The sequence below is a fragment of the Candidatus Cloacimonadota bacterium genome, assembly GCA_020532085.1.
In the GTDB taxonomy this organism is placed as follows: domain Bacteria; phylum Cloacimonadota; class Cloacimonadia; order Cloacimonadales; family Cloacimonadaceae; genus Syntrophosphaera.
Genome location: JAJBAV010000002.1, coordinates 81,153 through 99,356 on the forward strand (window position 1 = coordinate 81,153; position 18,204 = coordinate 99,356).

The following is an 18,204-nucleotide window of genomic DNA, read 5'->3' on the forward strand; positions in this document are numbered from 1 at the left end:
GGCTTCAGAGCAGTTTGTCGCTGGCGCCGGGGCGGGTGAGCGGGGTTTGGGCCGCGCACAGCGGGCAGGCATCGGCGTTAAAGACGGGAACGTCCATCTTCAGCAATGATACGAAGGGGCAGCCGAAATCCGCCGCGCCGCCGGAGCGATCCACGATCCCGGCTACGGCTTGGACCTTGATCCCGCGCTGGCTGAGGCAGTCGATCACCTCGCGCACGGAACCGCCGGTGGTGATGATGTCCTCGATCACCACGGCCTGTTTCACCCCAGAGAGGTCAAAACCGCCGCGGATGGTCATCTGGCCGTCCTTGCGCTGGCTGAAGACGAAGTTTTTGCCCAGCAGCCGGGCCACTTCGAAAGCCAGCACGATCCCGCCGTAAGCGGGGCCGGCCACGGTGTCGAATTCATAGGGTTCAAGGAGTTCAGCCAGCAGTTCGCAAACTTTCAGGGTGGCCGCAGGATCCTGCAGCAGCCTGATCTTTTCCACGTAGGTGCCGCTGTGTTTCCCGGAGGTGAGCAGAAAGTGGCCTTCAAGGATGGCGCCGTTGGCGATGAGAATGTTCCTAACCTCAGGCGTGTTCTGCTGTTCGGCCAGAAGTTCCCGGGCGCGGGTCTCGTCACCGGAGCCCACCTGCAGTTCGATGTCGAATTTTCCCGGCAGGATGCCCGGCAGCATGGAGTAAACGAGTTCGTTTTGCAAAAAGGCCTGAATGCCTTTGTCCGCGAGGAATTCGCGGGCGAGGTCGGCTTCAAAGTTATCTCTGAACCTGGCGATGGTTACGAGCACGGGATCCATTGTTGCTCCTTACATTGAGGTGGTTGAGGCCAGATAGACCAGCACCATGATGGTCTCAAAAACGATCTCATAGTCGTCAGCCGTGAATTCGAGGGTGCGTCCGTCGAGGCGTTTTGTGTATGGCATCAGGGCGGCCTGGTCGGCCATGGAAGTGTGGTTGAACTCGATCCTGAGGGTGATGGGGGCTTCGAACCTGTACAGTGGAAGGCTGGCACTGTCTTTGGCCAGGGTGTTCAAAACGGCCGCGCGGGTGCACTCATCCACGGCCAGGCGTGAATAGTTCTTGGCGGAAAACTTCGCCACAGCCTGCTTCGTGGCCACAAATTCCAGCCAGGGCAGGGGACCTGCCAGTTCGGTTTTCAGGGCTTCGTCTCCGGAAACCAGGGTCACGGGGATGTTCTTGTAACCCGCGAAGGCAGCGTTGATGAGGGCTTCGCTCATCTTCTGGCCGTTGATCCAGATGTTGTGGATGCGGCTGTTGGAATAGGTGTGGTCCATGTTGCCGCGCAGGGCACCGGTGCCGCTGTGGTAGCCGAGCAGCCAAACCTGGCTGTAATCCGCGCTGAGCTCCGGCATCATGTAGCGGGGCCGGGGACAGCCGGAGATCAGGTTGATCCTGGCATCCAGCTCGGTGATCCCATAGTCCAGGTTGTCGCCCGCGCTGTGGGAATCGGCAATGGTGATCTCTTCAATTTTAGAAGCCTGGGGACTGCCCAAAGCCGCTGACAGTGCGGTGGTCACGTGTTGGGTGATGCATTTGCGCACGGCCGGGCGGTCGGTTTTTTCCTGTTCCCAGTTGAAGGTTCCGGGCATGCCTTCCATGTCGATCGAGATGTAAATTCTCATGTTTGTTCCTTTTTGGCGATCGCCTTGGCCAGTTCCGCCGCCACTTTCACGTTGGCGCGGAGCAGCGCCAGATTGGCACTTACGGAACCACCTTTCGTGGCCTGGGCCAGAAAGTCAAGCAGAAAAGGCGTGAGCGCTTTTCCTCCGATCTCGTGAAGTCGGGCTGCCACCAAAGCCTGATCGATGAACGCTTCCATTTGCGGGGCGGGAATGCTGTCCGCGGCAGGGATGGGATTGGCGATGAGCAGGCCTTGGCCACCCAGGTCCAGATGGTTTTTCCAGAGCCGGGCGAAATCCTCCGCGCTGTCGATCCGGTCGATGCCGAGGTCGCTCTGGGCCGTGTAGAAGAGGGGAAAGCTGTCAGTTTGCCAGCCCAGCACAGGAACGGCCAGGGTTTCCAGATATTCCAGCGTGGCCGGAACGTCCAGGATGGCTTTGCAGCCGGCGGAAACCACCGCCACGGGAATCGACGCGAGGGCGGTCAGATCGCTGGACACGTCCAGGGTGTTCTCCCAGCCGCGATGCACGCCACCGATCCCGCCGGTGGCGAAGATCCGGATCCCGGCCAGCGCGGCCAGTTTCATGGTGGCGGAAACCGTGGTCCCGCCGCTGTGGCCGAGGCTGAAGGCCAGGGGCAGATCGCGCGCGCCAAGTTTGAGAAAGGATCCCGGCCGCTTAAGCAGGGGAGTGATCTTATCGATGAGCTCTTCGTCCACTCCCACTCGCGCGGTACCGTTCAATACAATGATCGTGGCCGGGGTCACCCCCGCGTTCACCAATATCTCTTCCAGAGACCTCAGCACAGCCAGGTTCTGCGGCCAGGGCAGTCCGTGCGTGAGCACCGTCGATTCCAGCGCCACCACCGGCCGGCCTTTCGCCAGCGCGGAACTTACCGCCGGGGACAGGGCCAAATCATCCATAGATCTGGGCATGATTTCCTCCACATACAAAAATGGAATCAATCTTTACTCTGGCATAAGGGCAAGGATTGATTCCGTGTTTTGTTTCAGGCACTGTTGAGCTAAAGCTCGGTGTATTCTTTCCTGTCCTGAAGTTTCACCACTTCCACCTTCATCACGCCGGCCGCGATCATGCCGATCTCTTTGGCCGCGCCGAAGGAGAGGTCGATATCCCGTCCGCGTTTAAAGGGACCGCGGTCGGTAACGCGAACGATCACGTTCTTGCCGTTTTTGGGATTGGTAACTTTAAGGAGGGTTTGGAAGGGGAGGGTTTTGTGCGCGCAGGTCATCGCGTACTGGTTGTAAACTTCACCGCTGGCTGTGCGGCGACCGTGGAAGCCTTTTCCATAGTAGGAGGCCACCCAGGTCTCGCCCGGCGGTGTTTCTTCCACTCCCGGAGGTTCCTGGGTGTGCAGGGAATCGATCACCACCGCCTGTGACTCAGGGATCGTGAGCTCTTCCGTGCTCGGTTGTCCCGCCACGGTCTGCGCGATTATCGGAGCGATGAACATCACCCAGATCGCGAAAACAGTGGAGAGAATTTTCTTAGATTGATTTCTCATTTTTTTTGTTCCATGTTTTGCTTAAGTCTCGCCGCTGAACTTTTTGGAGGGCTCATTTCTGTCAAGGTTTTTTTTTGTATTTTTGGGTTAACCAACTGTGCGGCAGCATGTTGAGCTGGTGGTCCAAGACCAGCTTTGCCAACTTGGGAACCCGGAAGCCATCCTCCCTGAAGCCGGATTTTTCCTCCGACCCCAAAAACCCCGGTCCAGCGGGCGGCGGAAGAAATAGTTTGACAGAAATCACCTGTTTCCGGCTCTATCGCAGCATCAGAAAATTACTGTGGAAAAGGAGTACGGCCATGCCCAGAATGACGGTTGACCCGTATTATTGCAAAGGTTGTGGACTCTGCATCGCGGCCTGCCCGAAGAAGATCATCCGGTTTTCCGAGGACATCAACGCGAAAGGATACCACTACGCTGAGTGTTTCAAGCAGGATGAATGCATCGCCTGCAAAATGTGTTACATGACCTGCCCAGATGTGGCGATCACGGTCGAGAAGTGAGGTTGAGATGTCGAAAATATTGATGAAAGGCAACGAAGCTGTGGCCGAAGCGGCGATCAGATCTGGCTGCCGGCACTATTTCGCCTACCCGATCACCCCTCAGAGCGAGCTTATCGAATACATGGCCAAGATGATGCCCAAGGTGGGGGGAACCTTCCTCCAGGCCGAAAGCGAAGTCGCGGCCATCAACATGGTTTACGGGGCTGCCGGGGCCGGAAAACGCGTGATGACCTCCTCCTCCTCGCCCGGGATCTCCCTTAAAATGGAGGGGATATCCTACATCGCCGGCGCGGAGCTGCCCGCGGTGCTCGTGAACGTTCAGCGCGGAGGACCGGGCCTGGGCGACATCCAGCCCGCGCAGGGGGACTATTTTCAGGCCACCAAAGGTGGCGGCCACGGCGATTACCGCCTCATTGTGCTCGCTCCCAGTTCCGTGCAGGAATTCGCGGACATGGCCTCCGAGGCCTTCGATCTGGCGGATAAATACCGCAACCCCGTGATGATCCTGGCCGACGGCATGCTGGGCCAGATGATGGAACCGGTGGAATTCCGGGAAGCCAAGACCCAGGCGGAGATCGACGCCCTGGGGAAACAGCACAACTCCTGGTGCATCTGCCCCAATGAAGACGGCGACAGGAAACACCACCACGAGATCAACTCTCTGGAGATCGACCCCGCCATGCTGGAAAAGCACGTGGAAAAGCTCTACGAAAAGTACGCCGTGATCGAGAAAAACGAGATCCAGTACGACACCTACAACCTCTCCGACGCCAACGAGGTGCTCTGCGTGGCCTGGGGGACAGCCTCCCGCGTGGTGAAATCCGCCATCAACGAGCTCACCGCTGCCGGCAAGAGCGTTGGCCTCATCCGTCCCATCACCTGCTGGCCCTATCCCTACGAGGCTGTCGCCGCCGCCATCGGGCCCAAGGTGAAGGAAGTCTATGTGTTTGAACTCAACACCGGCCAGATGCTGGACGACGTAAAGATCGCTGTGAATGGCAAGGTCCCGGTCAAGTTCTGGGGCAAGGTTGGCGGGATCGTGTTCACCCCCGCGGAGATCCAGGCCAAGCTGGAAGCCTGTTTTGATAAGGAGTAAATCAATGGAAGTTATCGCGAATAGACCCGAAACCCTCACCAAAACACCTTTCACCTATTGCCCCGGCTGCCTGCACGGCGTTGCCCACCGCCTCATCGCGGAAGCCATTGACGAACATGGCCTCATCAATTCCATGGCTGGAGTCGCCCCGGTCGGCTGCTCTGTCTTCGCTTACAAATTCTTCAATTTCGACATGGCCGAGGCAGCCCACGGTCGCGCTCCAGCTGTTGCCACCGGCATGAAACGCGCCCGGCCGGACATGCATGTCTTCACCTATCAGGGTGACGGCGACCTGGCCGCCATCGGCACCGCCGAGATCGTTCACGCCGCCAACCGTGGCGAGCATATCAGCGTCTTCTTCGTCAACAATGCCATCTACGGCATGACCGGCGGACAGATGGCCCCCACCACCCTGCCCGAAATGAAGACCACCACAAGTCCCTACGGCCGCAATGTGGACGATATTGGCCATCCCATCCGCGTTTGCGAATTGCTGGCCACCCTGGTGGCGCCCTATTACATCGAAAGGGTGTCGCTGCTCAGCCCGGCCGAGATCATCAAGGCCAAGAAGGCCGTGGACAAAGCGATCCGCTATAACAAGGAAGGCCGCGGCTTCACCTTCATCGAATTCGTGAGCACCTGCCCCACCAACTGGGGCATCGATCCCGTTAAATCGCGCGACTGGGCGCGGGAAAACATGCTGCCCTTCTTCAAACCCGGTGTGTTCCGGGACAAGGGCGAGGGGGTGGAATGATGACCACTGAAATGATCTGCGCCGGATTCGGCGGACAAGGCGTTCTCACCATTGGCAAATTCATCGCCCAAGCGGGCATGAAGGAAGGAAAGAACGTTTCCTGGCTGCCGTCCTACGGACCCGAAATGCGCGGCGGAACGGCCAACGTCTCCACCGTGGTTTCCGACGGCCCCATCGCCTCTCCCATCGTGAGCTACCCAGACGTTCTGGTGGCCCTGAATCAGCCTTCTCTGGACAAGTTTGGCCCCAGCGTCCGCGCCGGCGGAGTGGTGATAATCAACACCAACGCCTGTCCCCATGGCTGCAAACGTGAAGACGTGAAGATCGTGGCCGCCCCCATGAGCGACATCTCGCTGGAGATAGGCTCCATGCGGGTGATGAACATGCTGGCCATCGGCATCGTGATCGGCAAGACCGGCCTCATCAAATACGAGACCATGGAGGAGGACCTGAATGCCTTCCTCAAGGCCAAGGACCCCGACCTCTTGGAAAAAAACCTCATCGCCATCAAGCGCGGCATGGAGATCGGCCAGCAGCAGTAGCATCCCGCCGGCGCTTCCTCGTTTTATAAAGTAAGCCGCCGGCCCATGATATCAGAAGGCGCGGAATTTTCTTCCGCGCTTTTGTTTGGCTCCATTTCAAACCGGGTGGGTAAAGCCTGGGGGCAACAGAAATGCCTACCCACCTCCATGTCCTGTCAGTCACGCCTTGAGCGCTTGCTTCCATCCCCCTCCCACGCCCCCCGCCTGATCATCGCATCAAACGCGGCGATCAGGCGGGAGGCGCGTCCGGGACCCGGGAAATGGCCTTGATGGCCAGAGGGCACCGTTTCGCACCTCCACAAGGTCCCAGGCGCTGCACTCTCACGCCAACGTATTACGCATGGGGCTTTACCCACCCGATTTGAAAGAGAGCCAAACAAAAGGCCGGAGGGTCGCTCCGGCCTTGTATAAAACAGCTGTCGGGCTTATTTGATCAGCATGAGTTTGCGGGTGGAGACATCCTGGCCGCTGCTGAGGCGAAGGATGTAAGCGCCGTTGGCAACCTGGTTTCCACTGGCGTCGAGGCCGTCCCAGCTGAGTTGGTAAGTGCCGGCGGCCTTGGTTTCGGCCACCAGGGTTTTCACCAGCTGGCCTTTGAGGTTGTACACGCCCAGGCTCACGGGAGCGCTTTCCTTCACGCTGTAGCTGATGCTGGTTTTTTCGGAGAAGGGATTGGGGGCGATGCCAGCCAGGCTGGTTTGAAGCGCGGGCAGGCCGGGATCATCGTTGGCCACGGGCGGCGCGGTGAGGTTGAAGATCATGATCTTCTGGCCCTGGATGATCTCCTTGGTGTCCAGATTCTGGATGAAGGCCACCAATTCACAGCTGGTGGCCACCCAACTTGGGTCTTTCACGATGGAGAGCTCCACGTCAGTAAAGCCCAGAGGAGCGTTGACCAGATCGACTGTGGTGCCGTTCCAATCCGGATACATCATGCGGTTCACGAAATTGAAGTGGTTTTGTCCCTGCCAGTTGTAGGCGATGTCGGATTCCGTGATGGCCAGATGAGCCACAAGGTTCTCATAGGGCAGCGGGGCCAGTTTTTCCACGCGGATGGTGATCTCGTAGTTTTCTCGGGTTTCTTCGCCGTAGATATGGAGGTTGAGCGGGGTTTTGATGGCATTGCGCTGGTTATAGAGCGGCAAGTAGCTTCCGATGATGCTGGAACTGTTGCTGCCGCCCACATGGCTGAGCACGCCGTCGAAAAAGCCGGTGGGGTAGCCGCTGATGCCGTAATAGTCATTGCGGTTGTTGGAGGTGTCGTTGGCGTAGGGGTCGCCGTTGTGGTTCTCGATCACGGCAACGTTGTAGCCGTCGTCGATGAAATCATCCGCTGCCATCGCCGCGCCGGGGCAATAGGGACACCAGCCGCCGGTGCCGATCTCCAGCACCACCATCTGGCGGGGTGTGGTCCAGGTGTTCACGAAGGCCGTCAGCGCGTTGTTGCCCGGATCGTCATCCACCACGTCTTCAATCGAAGTCACGCCGAATTCGAAGCGGTAGAGCTCATTGGCAAGAGCCGGAATGAAAGCCGTGAAGTTGGCGGTGGCTGTTTCAAAGGACTGCAGGTAGGCAGAGAAATAATCAATCTGGCTGTGGAGGAGTTCATCGCCGCGGTAGATGTTCAGGGAGACGGTTGCCGTGAGGGGGTTGAGGCCGAGGTTTTTCACCGTGCAGGAGGGATTTATGCTGGTTCCGGCGTCCACCTGGGCGGGCAGGTTGGCTGCTGTGATGCCCAGATCGTTGAAGAAGGGGGTATAGAATTTGATGTTGTCGATATACCAGTAATCGATGTTGTAAGACGAGCCGCTGAAGAAGATGGCGAACTGGAAATCGGTGGAGCCCACGTCGGTGTTGTCGATGGCCACGGTGCGCAGCTCAGGTCCCACGTTGGCTGTGGGATTCATGCTCCAGGCCACGTTCCAAGCGCCCTGATTGGAGCGGGTGGCCACGCCGATGGTGTAGGGGGTGCTGTAGTGGTCCACGAAATGGCGGAAATCCAAGTACATGGTGGTTTCGCCGCTGGTGTCCAGGCTGGGTGAGATGAAGTAGGAGGCCGCGTTGAACTGCGGGCTCCAGCTCAAACGCAGTTCCGGAGTGGTTCCGCCGGCGTTGGCTCCGGCAAAGAGGCTCCAGTTGCCGGCGTTGTTGCTGATGGTCCAGCCCGCGGGAGGGAAGGTTCCGGAAGAAAAGTCTTCCTCGATCCAGACTTCCCGGTTCTGGGCAAAGAGTCCGCCCAGCAGGGCGAAGCCGATCAAAACGAGGCAGAGGCTTAGTTTTTTCATGTTCTTATCTCCATGGTATCAGGTTTATTCGCTTGGTTGCGGCAGAGCCACAGGGTCTGAGTTGGCCTGTTGCGCGGGTTGGCGGTCCAGACAGTCTTCGGGGCAATCCGCGCAGGGGTCGGCGGCCTGGCCGTCAGCGCCAGCAGGCACGATCTGGTTGCGCGTGTCCAGCTCCACTCCGTGTTTTGTGAAGGGCGGCTGGATGTTTTCCACGCGCAGGGAATAGTTCACTATTAGCCCTGCGAAAACGATCGAGACCATGCTCATCAGCTTGATGAGGATGTTGATGCAGGGGCCGGCGGTGTCCTTGAAGGGATCGCCGACGGTGTCGCCAACCACGGTGGCTTTGTGCACGGAGGACGATTTGCCGCCGTGTTCGCCTGTTTCCACGTATTTTTTGGCGTTGTCCCAAGCGCCGCCGGAATTGTTGAGCATGATGGCCAGCACAAAGCCGCTCACCATGGCTCCGGCCAGAACGCCCAAAACGCCTGCCACGCCGAAGACCAGACCGGTGAGGATGGGGGTTACGATCCCCACCACGGCAGGCAGCAGCATCTGTTGCTGGGCGCCGATGGTGGCGATCTTCACGCAGCTGGAATAATCCGGCTTGCCTGTGCCTTCCAGGATGCCGGGGATCTCGTGGAACTGGCGCCGGACCTCGGCCACCATCTTGCCCGCGGCTTTGCCCACGGCCTTGATGGTGAGGGCGGCGAAGACGAAGACCACCATGCCGCCGATGAAAATGCCCAGCAGAAATTTGGGATTGAGCACGTGGATCTGGTAAAAGTTGATGAAATCCATCACCGTGGCGCTTTCCACCTTCACGTGCTCCACGATGTCCCTGGTGTAGTGGATTTGCATGAATTGTCCCACCTTGCCTCCGGCCATGATCAGGGCTGCCCGCACCTCTTCCAGGTAGGCGGCCAGCAGGGCCATGGCGGTGAGGGCGGCGGAGCCGATGGCGAAGCCTTTGCCGGTGGCGGCGGTGGTGTTGCCCACGCTGTCCAAGTTGTCCGTCATTTCACGCACGTTGTCCGGCAGGTGCGACATCTGGGCGTTGCCGCCGGCGTTGTCGGCGATGGGGCCAAAGGCGTCCATGGCCAAAGTTACGCCCAGCGTGGCCAGCATGCCCACGGCGCCGAAGCCGATTCCGTAGAGCCCCATTTCGATGGATTGGAAGCCGTGGCTGCAGATGAAGGCGATCAGGATGCCGGCCACGATCGTGAGCACCGGCCCCAAAGTGGAGCGCATGCCCACAGCGATCCCTTCCAGGATCACGGTGGCGGGTCCGTAGCTGCCTTGGGCGGCGATGTCGCGCGTGGGCTTGTAACTGTGTGAGGTATCGCGCTCGGTGAAGAGGCCGATCAGGATCCCGCAGACCAGGCCAATAACGGTGGAGATGAAGACCCCGAACCAGTAATCCGGCGGCAGCAGCTCGCGGGTGATGAAAAAGGAGGCGATGGCGATCAGGATGGAGCTTCCGTAAACGCTTTTATTGAGGGCGAACATCAGTTCCTTGGGGCCGGCGTTTTCCTTGGTGCTTACCATGAACACGCCCAGGATGGAGAGCAGCGCCCCGATCCCGGCCAGCACCATCGGCGCGATCACAAAGTTTATCTGCTGGTCCTTGAATGCCGGTCCCAAAGTGGTTACGGCGCTCAGGCCCAAAGCCGCGGTGGCCAGGATGGAGCCGGCGTAGCTTTCATAGAGGTCCGCGCCCATGCCGGCCACGTCACCCACATTGTCGCCAACGTTGTCGGCGATTGTGGCGGGGTTGCGCACGTCGTCTTCAGGGATCTCGGCTTCCACTTTTCCCACGAGGTCCGCGCCCACGTCGGCCGCTTTGGTGAAGATGCCGCCGCCCAATCTGGCAAAAAGGGCCTGGGTGGAGGCGCCCATGCCGAAACTCAGCATGATCACCGTGATCTGGTGCAGTTCAAAAGCGGGATGTTTATAGAGGATGAAGAACCAGGCGGAGATGTCGATCAGGGCGAGCCCCACCACGGTGAGGCCCATCACGGCGCCGCCCCGGAAGGCGATCTTGAGGCCTTTGTTGAGGCTTTCAGAGCAGGCCTGGGCGGTGCGGTTGGAGGCCAGGGTGGCCATGTTCATGCCCACGAAACCGGCCAGGGCGCTGAAAAAACCTCCCGTGAGGAAGGCGAAAGGCACCAGCCAGTGCAGCACGTGCAGCACCTGCGACATGAACAGGAAAACCAGGAAAGCGCCCAGGAAGAAAAATGCCACCCCCTTGTACTGCTGCCGCAGGTAGGCGAAGGCCCCCTCACGCACGTAGGAAGCGATCTCGATCATCCGGGCGTTGCCGGGATTTGCCCTTTTCACCTGATAGAAGAATATTGCCGCGAAGATCAGCGCCAATACAGCCCCCACCGGGGCAAGATACCATAGGACAGGAATCATATTCGTCACCTCAGTCTGGTTTGTGGTTTGCGGAAAAATCCGTTCTTGTTCGAGAAACGCGCTTTTTTTACGGGATGCCGCCTATTTGTCAATGAAATTCTGAGTTCCAACAAAAGATTTGACAAAATCGGCCCGATAAGATTTAATGCCTCGACAGATTTTTTTATTTCGACGCAAGCAGGAAACACATTCATGGAATATACAGACTACCGCAAGGAAGCAAACGCCCTGATCCTTCAGATATCCGAGATCCGGAGGTTACTTTGACCTGGAGCAGAAAGAGGCCCTGGTGGCCCGCCTCCAGGAGGAGATGAACCAGCCGGATTTCTGGAATGATCAGAACCAGGCCAAAAAGGTAACCCGCCAGCTCAGCCGGGCCAACGAAGAGATCGCCCACATCCGCGCCCTGGAAGCCCTGAAGGGCGATCTGGAAGCCTATCTGATGCTGCTGGACGAAGACCCCAATCCCCAGCTGCTGGCTGAAGCCGTGGCAGAATTGCCGGATCAGAGGCTGTTCATCGAAAAAGCCGAGATCGAGTGCTACCTGAACGACAAGTATGACGAAGAGAACGCCCTGCTCACCATCCACGCGGGGGCCGGAGGCACGGAAGCGCAGGACTGGGCCGAGATGTTGCTGCGCATGTACACCCGCTGGGCAGAGCAGAACAAGTTTTCCGCCACCATCATCGACTCCCTGCCCGGGGAGGAGGCCGGCCTCAAAAGCGTGAGCGTGGAGATAGCCGGCAGCTTCGCCTACGGCATGCTCAAAGCCGAGATCGGCATCCACCGCCTGGTGCGCATCTCACCCTTCAATTCCCAGGGCAAGCGCCAGACCTCGTTCGCCTCTGTCTATGTCTATCCGGAGTTCGAGGACGACATCGAGGTGGAGATCGACGCCAAGGACCTCAAGATCGATACCTACCGCTCCAGCGGTGCCGGCGGACAGCACGTGAACACCACCGATTCCGCCGTTCGCATCACCCACCTGCCCACCAACATTGTGGTTTCCTGCCAAAACGAACGTTCTCAGATCCAGAACCGGGAAAAAGCCTTGGCCATCCTCCGTTCGCGGCTCTACCAATATTACGAGGAGCAGCGCGAGGCCGAGAAGAAGAAGGAGGAGGCGGGCAAAAGCGAGATCGGCTGGGGCAACCAGATCCGCTCCTACGTTTTCCAGCCCTACCAAATGGTGAAAGACCTGCGAACCAAGCATGAGGTGGGCACAGTGGACCGCGTGATGGACGGCGACCTCGACGGCTTCATCTACGCCTGGCTGAAATACAAGGCCCAGCAAAGGATGCAGTGAGCGCCGCGTGAACTATAAAAAGCTGATGCCCCGCCTCGACCCGGACCGCCTGCCCGCCCACGTGGGCATCATCATGGACGGCAACGGTCGCTGGGCTGCCCGCAAACACCATCCCCGCATGTATGGCCACCGCGCCGGCGCCAGGGCCGTGCGCCAGGTGGTGGAGCTGGGGGTGGAGCTGAAACTGGGCTGCATCACCTTTTACGCTTTTTCCACCGAGAACTGGAGCCGCCCGGAAGAGGAGGTGCAGGGCCTGCTGAAGCTGCTCAAGGAGTTTCTGGTGAAAGAGATCCCCGAACTTCACCGCCAGAACATCCATGTGAACATCCTGGGCAGCGAAGCGCGCCTCGATCCCGCCTATCTGGCCGAGATCCGGCAGATCGCCTCCATCACCCGCCACAACACCGGCCTCACGGTGAACATGGCCTTCAACTACGGCGGCCGCACCGAGATCGTGGAGGGCATCCAAAAGCTTGTGCAGCAAAACGCCAACAACCCGGCCGCCGTCACCAGGCTCACTCCGGAGGATTTCTCCCGCTATCTCTACACCGCCGGCCAGCCCGATCCGGACCTCATCATCCGCACCAGCGGCGAAAGCCGCATTTCCAATTTCCTGCTCTGGCAAAGCGCCTACGCCGAGATCTACATCACCGAAACCCTCTGGCCGGATTTCGACAAAGCCGCCTTCATCACCGCCCTGCTGGATTATCAGGGCCGCAAACGCCGCTTCGGAGGGGTTCAGAGCTCATGACCGAGCTGCAAAAACGGATCGGTGTTTCGGTGGTCTTCATCCCCCTGATCCTGGCCGCGCTGTGGTTCAGCGGGCCCTGGCTGATCGTCTTTTTCGCGGCCGCGGTGCTGCTGGGCTCCGGTGAATACATCTCCATGCTGCGCCGGGCCAAATATCCCGTTTCCTGGCTGTGGATCGCCATCGCGCTGGCCTCATACGCCCAGATCGTTTTGCTGCCGGGTTTTGAGCTGATCACTCTCTGGGCGCTGCTGCTGCTGGCCTGGCTGGAGATCCTGCTGCGCTGGGACCCCCAAACTTCCGTGCCCCTGGCCACCCTGGAAATCCTTGGTGTGCTCTACACCGCCTTCCTGCCCGCCCTCTGCGTGAGGCTGGGACTGGAGCACAGCCAGCCCCGCCTCCTTTTGGGGCTGGTGGTCCTCATCTGGTGTGCCGACAGCCTGGCCTACTTTGTGGGCATGAAATGGGGAAAACGGCGCGGTCTCGTGAAGATCAGCCCCAACAAGTCGCTGGAGGGTTTCATCGCCGGAGCGCTTGCCCCCTTTGTGATAGTGATTATATTATATTTTGCGAGGTTGTACGACGATTTGGCAGTATTGCTGCTTACGGCTTTCGCGGCCGGGATCGTCGGCCAGCTTGGCGATTTGGCGGAAAGCGCGCTGAAGCGCTTTTGCCAGGTGAAAGACAGTTCGAATCTGATCCCCGGTCACGGCGGAGTTTTGGATCGCAGCGACAGCATTTTGCTGGCTGGGTCCTTTTTATATTGCGCCATGCTGATTTTAACACAAGTGAGGTAAAAAACATGACCAAAAGAACACTACTGCCCCTTCTGATGCTGGGATTCATCTCCCTGATGTTCGCCCAGGCGGCCGACCTCTTCATCTCCGAATATGTGGAGGGAAGCTCAAACAACAAGGCCATCGAGATCTACAACGGCACAGGCGCCGCGGTCGATCTGGCCAATTACACCATGAAGCTGGCCTCCAACGGGTCCGCCACCTGGTCCACTACCAACAGCGTCACCCTCTCCGGAACCCTGGCCAACAACGACGTCTTCGTGATCGCCAACTCCGCCGCCAACGCCACCATCCTGGGCGTCGCGGACATGACCCACACCGTTACCTATTTCAACGGCAACGACTGCCTGGGCCTCTTCCACGGCGACACCCTCGTTGACATCATCGGCGTTCTGGGAACCGATCCCGGCACCGCCTGGCCCGTGGCCGGCACTGACGGCGCCACCCTCAACCACACCCTCATCCGCAAACCTGACGTCGCCGAAGGCAACACCGACTGGATCGCCGGCGCCGGAACCAACATGGACAACTCCGAATGGATCGTGCATCCCATCGACTACATTGAAGACTTGGGAGCCCACACCTTCGATCCCGGCGGATCCGAAAATGCCGCCACCCCCACCTTTGATCCCCCCGCGGGAGTTTATGGCCAGGCGATATCCGTATCCATCAGCTCCGCCACCGCCGGAGCGACCATCCGCTACACCACCGACGGCAGCACCCCCACCGAAACTTCCACTCAATACACCAACCCCATCCCGCTGAGCACGAACACCACCCTGAAGGCCATCGCCTTTGCCACCGGGTTCGACCCCAGCTATGTGGCCACCGCCAGCTACATCTTCCCCGAGGTGGTGCAGAACATGACCCAACTGCGCAACGCCACCGCCGGTGACGGCACCGTTTACATGGTGGCCGGCGAAGTGATGCTCACTTTCCAGCAAAGCTTCCGCCACCAGAAATACGTGCAGGACTTTGAAGCCGGCATCCTCATCGACGACACCGCCGGTGTGATCACCACCACCTACAACCTCATGGACGGCATCACCGGGCTCACCGGCACCATCGCCTTTTACAACAACATGCTGCAGTTCACCCCCGTGGCCGATCCCGGCCCTGCCAGCTCCACCAACAACTATATCTCCCCGCCTGTGGTGACCATCGCCCAGATCAACGCCAACGTCGCCTCCTACCAGGCCCGCCTGGTGAAGATCGCCAACGCCCATTTCGTGGAGACCGGCACTTTCGCCACCGGCCAGAACTACACCCTGGAAGACGGCACCGGCTCCGTTGTGTTCCGCACCACTTTCTACGATGTGGATTATATCGGCGAAGCCATCCCCACCGGCAATTTCAACATCTGGGTGCTGGTGAACCAGTACAACCAGACCCCGCAGGTTACCGCCCGCGCCCTTTCCGACTGGAGCGGAGTGGCCAACGACGACAACATCGCCACCCCCACCCAGCTGCTGGGCAACTATCCCAATCCCTTCAATCCCAGCACCACCATCTCCTTCTCCACCGCCAAGGCCGATCCGGTTCAGATCACCATCTACAACCACAGGGGCCAGGCCGTGAAGACCTGGAACCTGGAAACCAAGGCTGCTGGAAATCACAGCGTCCAGTGGGACGGCCGTGACAACAACGGACTTGCCGTAAGCAGCGGCGTCTATTTCTACCGCATGTTCTCCGGGACCTATTCATCCACCCGCAAAATGGTGCTGATGAAATAAGAAGTCAAACCAGCCACCCTCAAGGTGACTGATACAGGGGCCGGACGGCCAGCCGGATATCCCGGCGGGTTGCCCGGCCTTTTTTGACAAAGCCATGCCTTCACGCTCCTCCGCTCATCTGCTCACCTTTCTGGCCATCCTGTTCTGGTCCACCATCGAACTGGGCAGCAAAGCCCTCGGCCCCGGCGTTTCGCCCTATCCGCTCACGGCCTGGCGGTTTTTGATCGGCGGGCTGGTGATCCTCCCCTTTGCCCTGCGGTCGCTGAAGGCCGCTCCACGCCGGCCGCGGCCCGCGGACCTCGGCCAAATGGTGCTGCTGGGCGTGCTCAACGTCTGCGTGAGCATGCTATTCCTGCAGATGTCGGTTTACTACGGCAAAGCTTCGGTGAGCGCCGTGCTGGTGAGTTCCAACCCCCTCTTCGTGAGCCTCTTCGCCCTCCTTCTCCTGCGGGAAAGGCTCTTCCTGTCCCAGCTTCTGGGCCTCGGGCTGGCTTTGGGCGGGATCGCCCTGCTCATCCTCGGCGAAGGCGATTTCGGCAGCGCCAGATACCTGAACCTCCCGCTCAGCATCGTGTTTGGGCTGGGATGTTCACTCACCTTCGGGCTCTACACCGTGCTCACCAAACGCCTCATCCAAAGCCATGGCAACCCGCTCACCAACAGCGTTTCCTTCCTCGGCGGGGCGGCCGTCCTCTTCCTATACAGCGCCGTGGCCGGCAAACCGCTGCTCATCCCCCATTCCATCAGCTCGGCGGCCATCATGCTATACCTCGGCGCTATCGTTTCCGGCTTGGCTTACCTGATGTTCTTCGAGGGCATGAAACGCCTCGGCGCCGCCCCGGCCTCCATGTATTTCTTCCTCAAGCCCGTCCTTGCCTCCCTGCTGGCGGTGCTCCTACTCCGCGAAACCCTCGCCCCCCTCCAGCTCGCGGCCATCCTCGTGATCGTGGCTGGACTCACCCTCTCGCGTCTGCTGAAACGCCCCCAAAACACGCTGGAGTCGAGCGGCGCGGGAGCATCGACTACAGCATAGCATCCATCCCCCAACGTCATTCCGGGCCTGACCCGGAATCCAGAAACAACCATCTCTTACCCCCGGACGCACCCGGAAGGTCGACGTCCTCGTCGACCAAGGCACGGCTTCGACAACAGCATAGCTGGGTACTCGCATTTTCATACGGATTTACGGATTGAACGGATTTACGGATTGAAACATCAGCTTCCCGCTGGCGTCGAGAGACGCAGGACCATCGACGCCAGCAGATCCCCCCAACAATCCTTCCCCGAGGCCTGTCGTCCATGCTCGCTGCGTTCGCTGTGAGCAGACCAACCACCACCTTTTCCTCTTCTCTCCGTGTCTCCGTGCCTCAGTGTTGGATTATGCTGTTTTGCGTTACGCCGATGATCTCAGCCTGGGGTCTGGCCTGTTCACATCTCAGGAACAACCCATTAACATCCCATTGCGGCAGTGGGAAGTAAACGAGTTGTTAAGGGGATGTTTGCCGGATACGCGAAAGATTCCCTCTACTAATAGTGGGTAACAAAACAGGGATTCGTCACGGAAAAACGCGAAAAAAGGGAAAATGGGGTCAGAAAAAAAGAGAATAATAGAACGCGGATTACGCGGATGATTATGATTTACGCGGATTGAATGGAACGCGGATGACAGGATCGACAGGATCAATGGGATTTATAAAAACAGAGAGACAGAGGGACAGAGTTATGTACCATAAGCTTCAGCTTGTTGGGTGCCCGAGATTTATCTCGAGGCACGAAGGATTGGTCACGGAAAAACGCGGAAAAAGAGAAAATGGGATCAGAAAAAAAGAGAATAATAGGAACGCGGATGACAGGATCGACAGGATCAGCAGGATAAAATGAGGGATGTGGACGTTTGTCATTCCGGGGAGGCGTGCGCCAGCACGCGGGGCTGGAAGGTTAACGTCCCCGTTAACCCCGCTCCGGTGTAGCGATCCTTTTGCCCTTTCACAAAGCCCTGCGGGCTTTTGGTCGACCTGGAGGTCGACCTTCCGGGGGTTTTATACTAGATGGCTCTGCCGCGGTGTCATTCCGGGGAGGCGTGCGCCAGCACGCGGGGTCCCGGAATCCAGGCGGTCCGGGAAATGCCCTGGGAGGGTGTCGATTCAGACTGCGTCTGGATCGATCCCGCTTCATACTTGGTCTGGGATGGGCTATTCCCGCAAGGGGTTGATTCCGGGGCCCATGTCGCTGACGCGACTTCCCCGGAATGACAGTTTGGGGCGGGTGGTTGGCAGAGAAGAGCCTCGCAGAGGCGGCAGAACGATAGCGACGGCGCGGAGCGAAGCGTAGCCCCTCGTATATGGCCACAAAAAAGCCTCGCAGAGGCGACAGAACAGGTGATTTGGGGTATGTCGCCCACAAGGGGCTCAGATATTGGATTTGGTACTGGTTCGAGGGGTTGCGTTCCCACCCCACGGCATCGCTTCGCTCCTCCGCGGGGGCCCCGGTCACTTCACACCCTCGCTATCGTTCTGGCGCCCTCAAGGGGCTGGATTCCGAACATACGTCATCCCGGACGTCACCGAGCCCGCGAGGTGACATTGATCCGGGATCCATAACGAGACAAGAACTGGATTCCGGGGCCCCCACCCCGGAATGACACGGCGGGGCCGGGTGAAGGTTGTTTCTGGATTCCGGGGCCCCCACCCCGGAATGACACGAACCGGCACGAATTACTTTTCCAAATACTCTACCTACTGCAGTTGGTATAAAGTTGGTATAAGCACCTGAAACTCTTTATGGGACTGCATTACAGGGAGTTCTTTCACAAATTGGGGCTCTCTTATATATCTGGGAGGGGGTGGCACCTAGTGCAG

15 protein-coding genes and 1 pseudogene are annotated in these 18,204 nt (G+C 59.0%); 10 read left to right on the forward strand and 6 right to left on the reverse strand.

The window, feature by feature from the left end:
* Positions 1 to 4: 4 nt before the first annotated feature.
* The 4 genes and pseudogenes from pyrE to LHW45_01195 all read right to left on the reverse strand — a co-directional run bounded on the left by pyrE (position 5) and on the right by LHW45_01195 (position 3,017).
* Positions 5 to 796: an orotate phosphoribosyltransferase gene (gene pyrE, locus LHW45_01180; GenBank protein ID MCB5284197.1), complete on the reverse strand. Its 792-nt coding sequence runs from the start codon at positions 794 to 796 to the stop codon at positions 5 to 7.
* Positions 797 to 805: 9 nt separating this feature from the next.
* Complete coding sequence (locus LHW45_01185) at positions 806 to 1,642, reverse strand: M55 family metallopeptidase (GenBank protein ID MCB5284198.1); 837 nt, start codon at positions 1,640 to 1,642, stop codon at positions 806 to 808.
* Positions 1,639 to 2,574, reverse strand: coding sequence for a pseudouridine-5'-phosphate glycosidase (locus LHW45_01190; GenBank protein ID MCB5284199.1), 936 nt, complete (start codon positions 2,572 to 2,574; stop codon positions 1,639 to 1,641). The genes LHW45_01185 and LHW45_01190 overlap by 4 nt, the downstream gene beginning before the upstream one ends.
* A 161-nt stretch (positions 2,575 to 2,735) precedes the next feature.
* Positions 2,736 to 3,017, reverse strand: a pseudogene (locus LHW45_01195) (septal ring lytic transglycosylase RlpA family protein).
* Positions 3,018 to 3,463: 446 nt separating this feature from the next.
* Between LHW45_01195 and LHW45_01200 the strand changes: the two are divergent.
* The 4 genes from LHW45_01200 to LHW45_01215 are packed head-to-tail and all read left to right on the forward strand — an operon-like array spanning position 3,464 to position 6,059.
* Positions 3,464 to 3,667 (forward strand): ferredoxin family protein, encoded by a 204-nt coding sequence (locus tag LHW45_01200; protein MCB5284200.1) that lies wholly within the window; start codon positions 3,464 to 3,466, stop codon positions 3,665 to 3,667.
* Between the two features lie 7 nt (positions 3,668 to 3,674).
* Positions 3,675 to 4,763, forward strand: a complete 1,089-nt coding sequence (locus LHW45_01205) for a 3-methyl-2-oxobutanoate dehydrogenase subunit VorB (protein ID MCB5284201.1) — start codon at positions 3,675 to 3,677, stop codon at positions 4,761 to 4,763.
* Positions 4,764 to 4,767: 4 nt separating this feature from the next.
* Entirely contained in the window at positions 4,768 to 5,517 is a 750-nt protein-coding gene (locus LHW45_01210; protein MCB5284202.1) for a thiamine pyrophosphate-dependent enzyme, read from the forward strand.
* Positions 5,514 to 6,059 carry a 2-oxoacid:acceptor oxidoreductase family protein gene (locus LHW45_01215; GenBank protein MCB5284203.1) on the forward strand — a complete coding sequence of 182 codons (546 nt, stop codon included), beginning with the start codon at positions 5,514 to 5,516 and terminating at the stop codon, positions 6,057 to 6,059. Before LHW45_01210 ends, LHW45_01215 begins: the two co-directional genes overlap by 4 nt.
* Before the next feature lie 425 nt (positions 6,060 to 6,484).
* Here LHW45_01215 and LHW45_01220 read toward each other — a convergent pair whose 3' ends face one another.
* On the reverse strand, positions 6,485 to 8,344 hold the full coding sequence (locus LHW45_01220) for a T9SS type A sorting domain-containing protein (GenBank protein ID MCB5284204.1): 1,860 nt from the start codon (positions 8,342 to 8,344) through the stop codon (positions 6,485 to 6,487).
* Positions 8,345 to 8,368: 24 nt separating this feature from the next.
* Positions 8,369 to 10,762: a sodium-translocating pyrophosphatase gene (locus LHW45_01225; protein MCB5284205.1), complete on the reverse strand. Its 2,394-nt coding sequence runs from the start codon at positions 10,760 to 10,762 to the stop codon at positions 8,369 to 8,371.
* Between the two features lie 192 nt (positions 10,763 to 10,954).
* Here LHW45_01225 and prfB point away from each other — a divergent pair.
* From prfB to LHW45_01255, 6 genes are all read left to right on the forward strand, one after another.
* Positions 10,955 to 12,068, forward strand: a protein-coding gene (gene prfB, locus LHW45_01230; protein MCB5284206.1) for a peptide chain release factor 2 whose coding sequence is annotated in 2 segments (ribosomal slippage) — positions 10,955 to 11,026 and positions 11,028 to 12,068 — 1,113 coding nt in all. Because the reading frame shifts where the segments join, the coding sequence is not laid out codon by codon here.
* Positions 12,069 to 12,075: 7 nt separating this feature from the next.
* A complete protein-coding gene (locus LHW45_01235) occupies positions 12,076 to 12,819 on the forward strand; it encodes an isoprenyl transferase (protein ID MCB5284207.1) in 744 nt (247 codons plus the stop codon).
* A complete protein-coding gene (locus LHW45_01240) occupies positions 12,816 to 13,613 on the forward strand; it encodes a phosphatidate cytidylyltransferase (GenBank protein MCB5284208.1) in 798 nt (265 codons plus the stop codon). The genes LHW45_01235 and LHW45_01240 overlap by 4 nt, the downstream gene beginning before the upstream one ends.
* A 5-nt stretch (positions 13,614 to 13,618) precedes the next feature.
* Positions 13,619 to 15,346, forward strand: coding sequence for a chitobiase/beta-hexosaminidase C-terminal domain-containing protein (locus LHW45_01245; GenBank protein MCB5284209.1), 1,728 nt, complete (start codon positions 13,619 to 13,621; stop codon positions 15,344 to 15,346).
* 94 nt (positions 15,347 to 15,440) lie between these two features.
* On the forward strand, positions 15,441 to 16,379 hold the full coding sequence (locus LHW45_01250; protein MCB5284210.1) for a DMT family transporter: 939 nt from the start codon (positions 15,441 to 15,443) through the stop codon (positions 16,377 to 16,379).
* 629 nt (positions 16,380 to 17,008) lie between these two features.
* Entirely contained in the window at positions 17,009 to 17,227 is a 219-nt protein-coding gene (locus LHW45_01255; GenBank protein ID MCB5284211.1) for a hypothetical protein, read from the forward strand.
* Positions 17,228 to 18,204 lie beyond the last annotated feature (977 nt).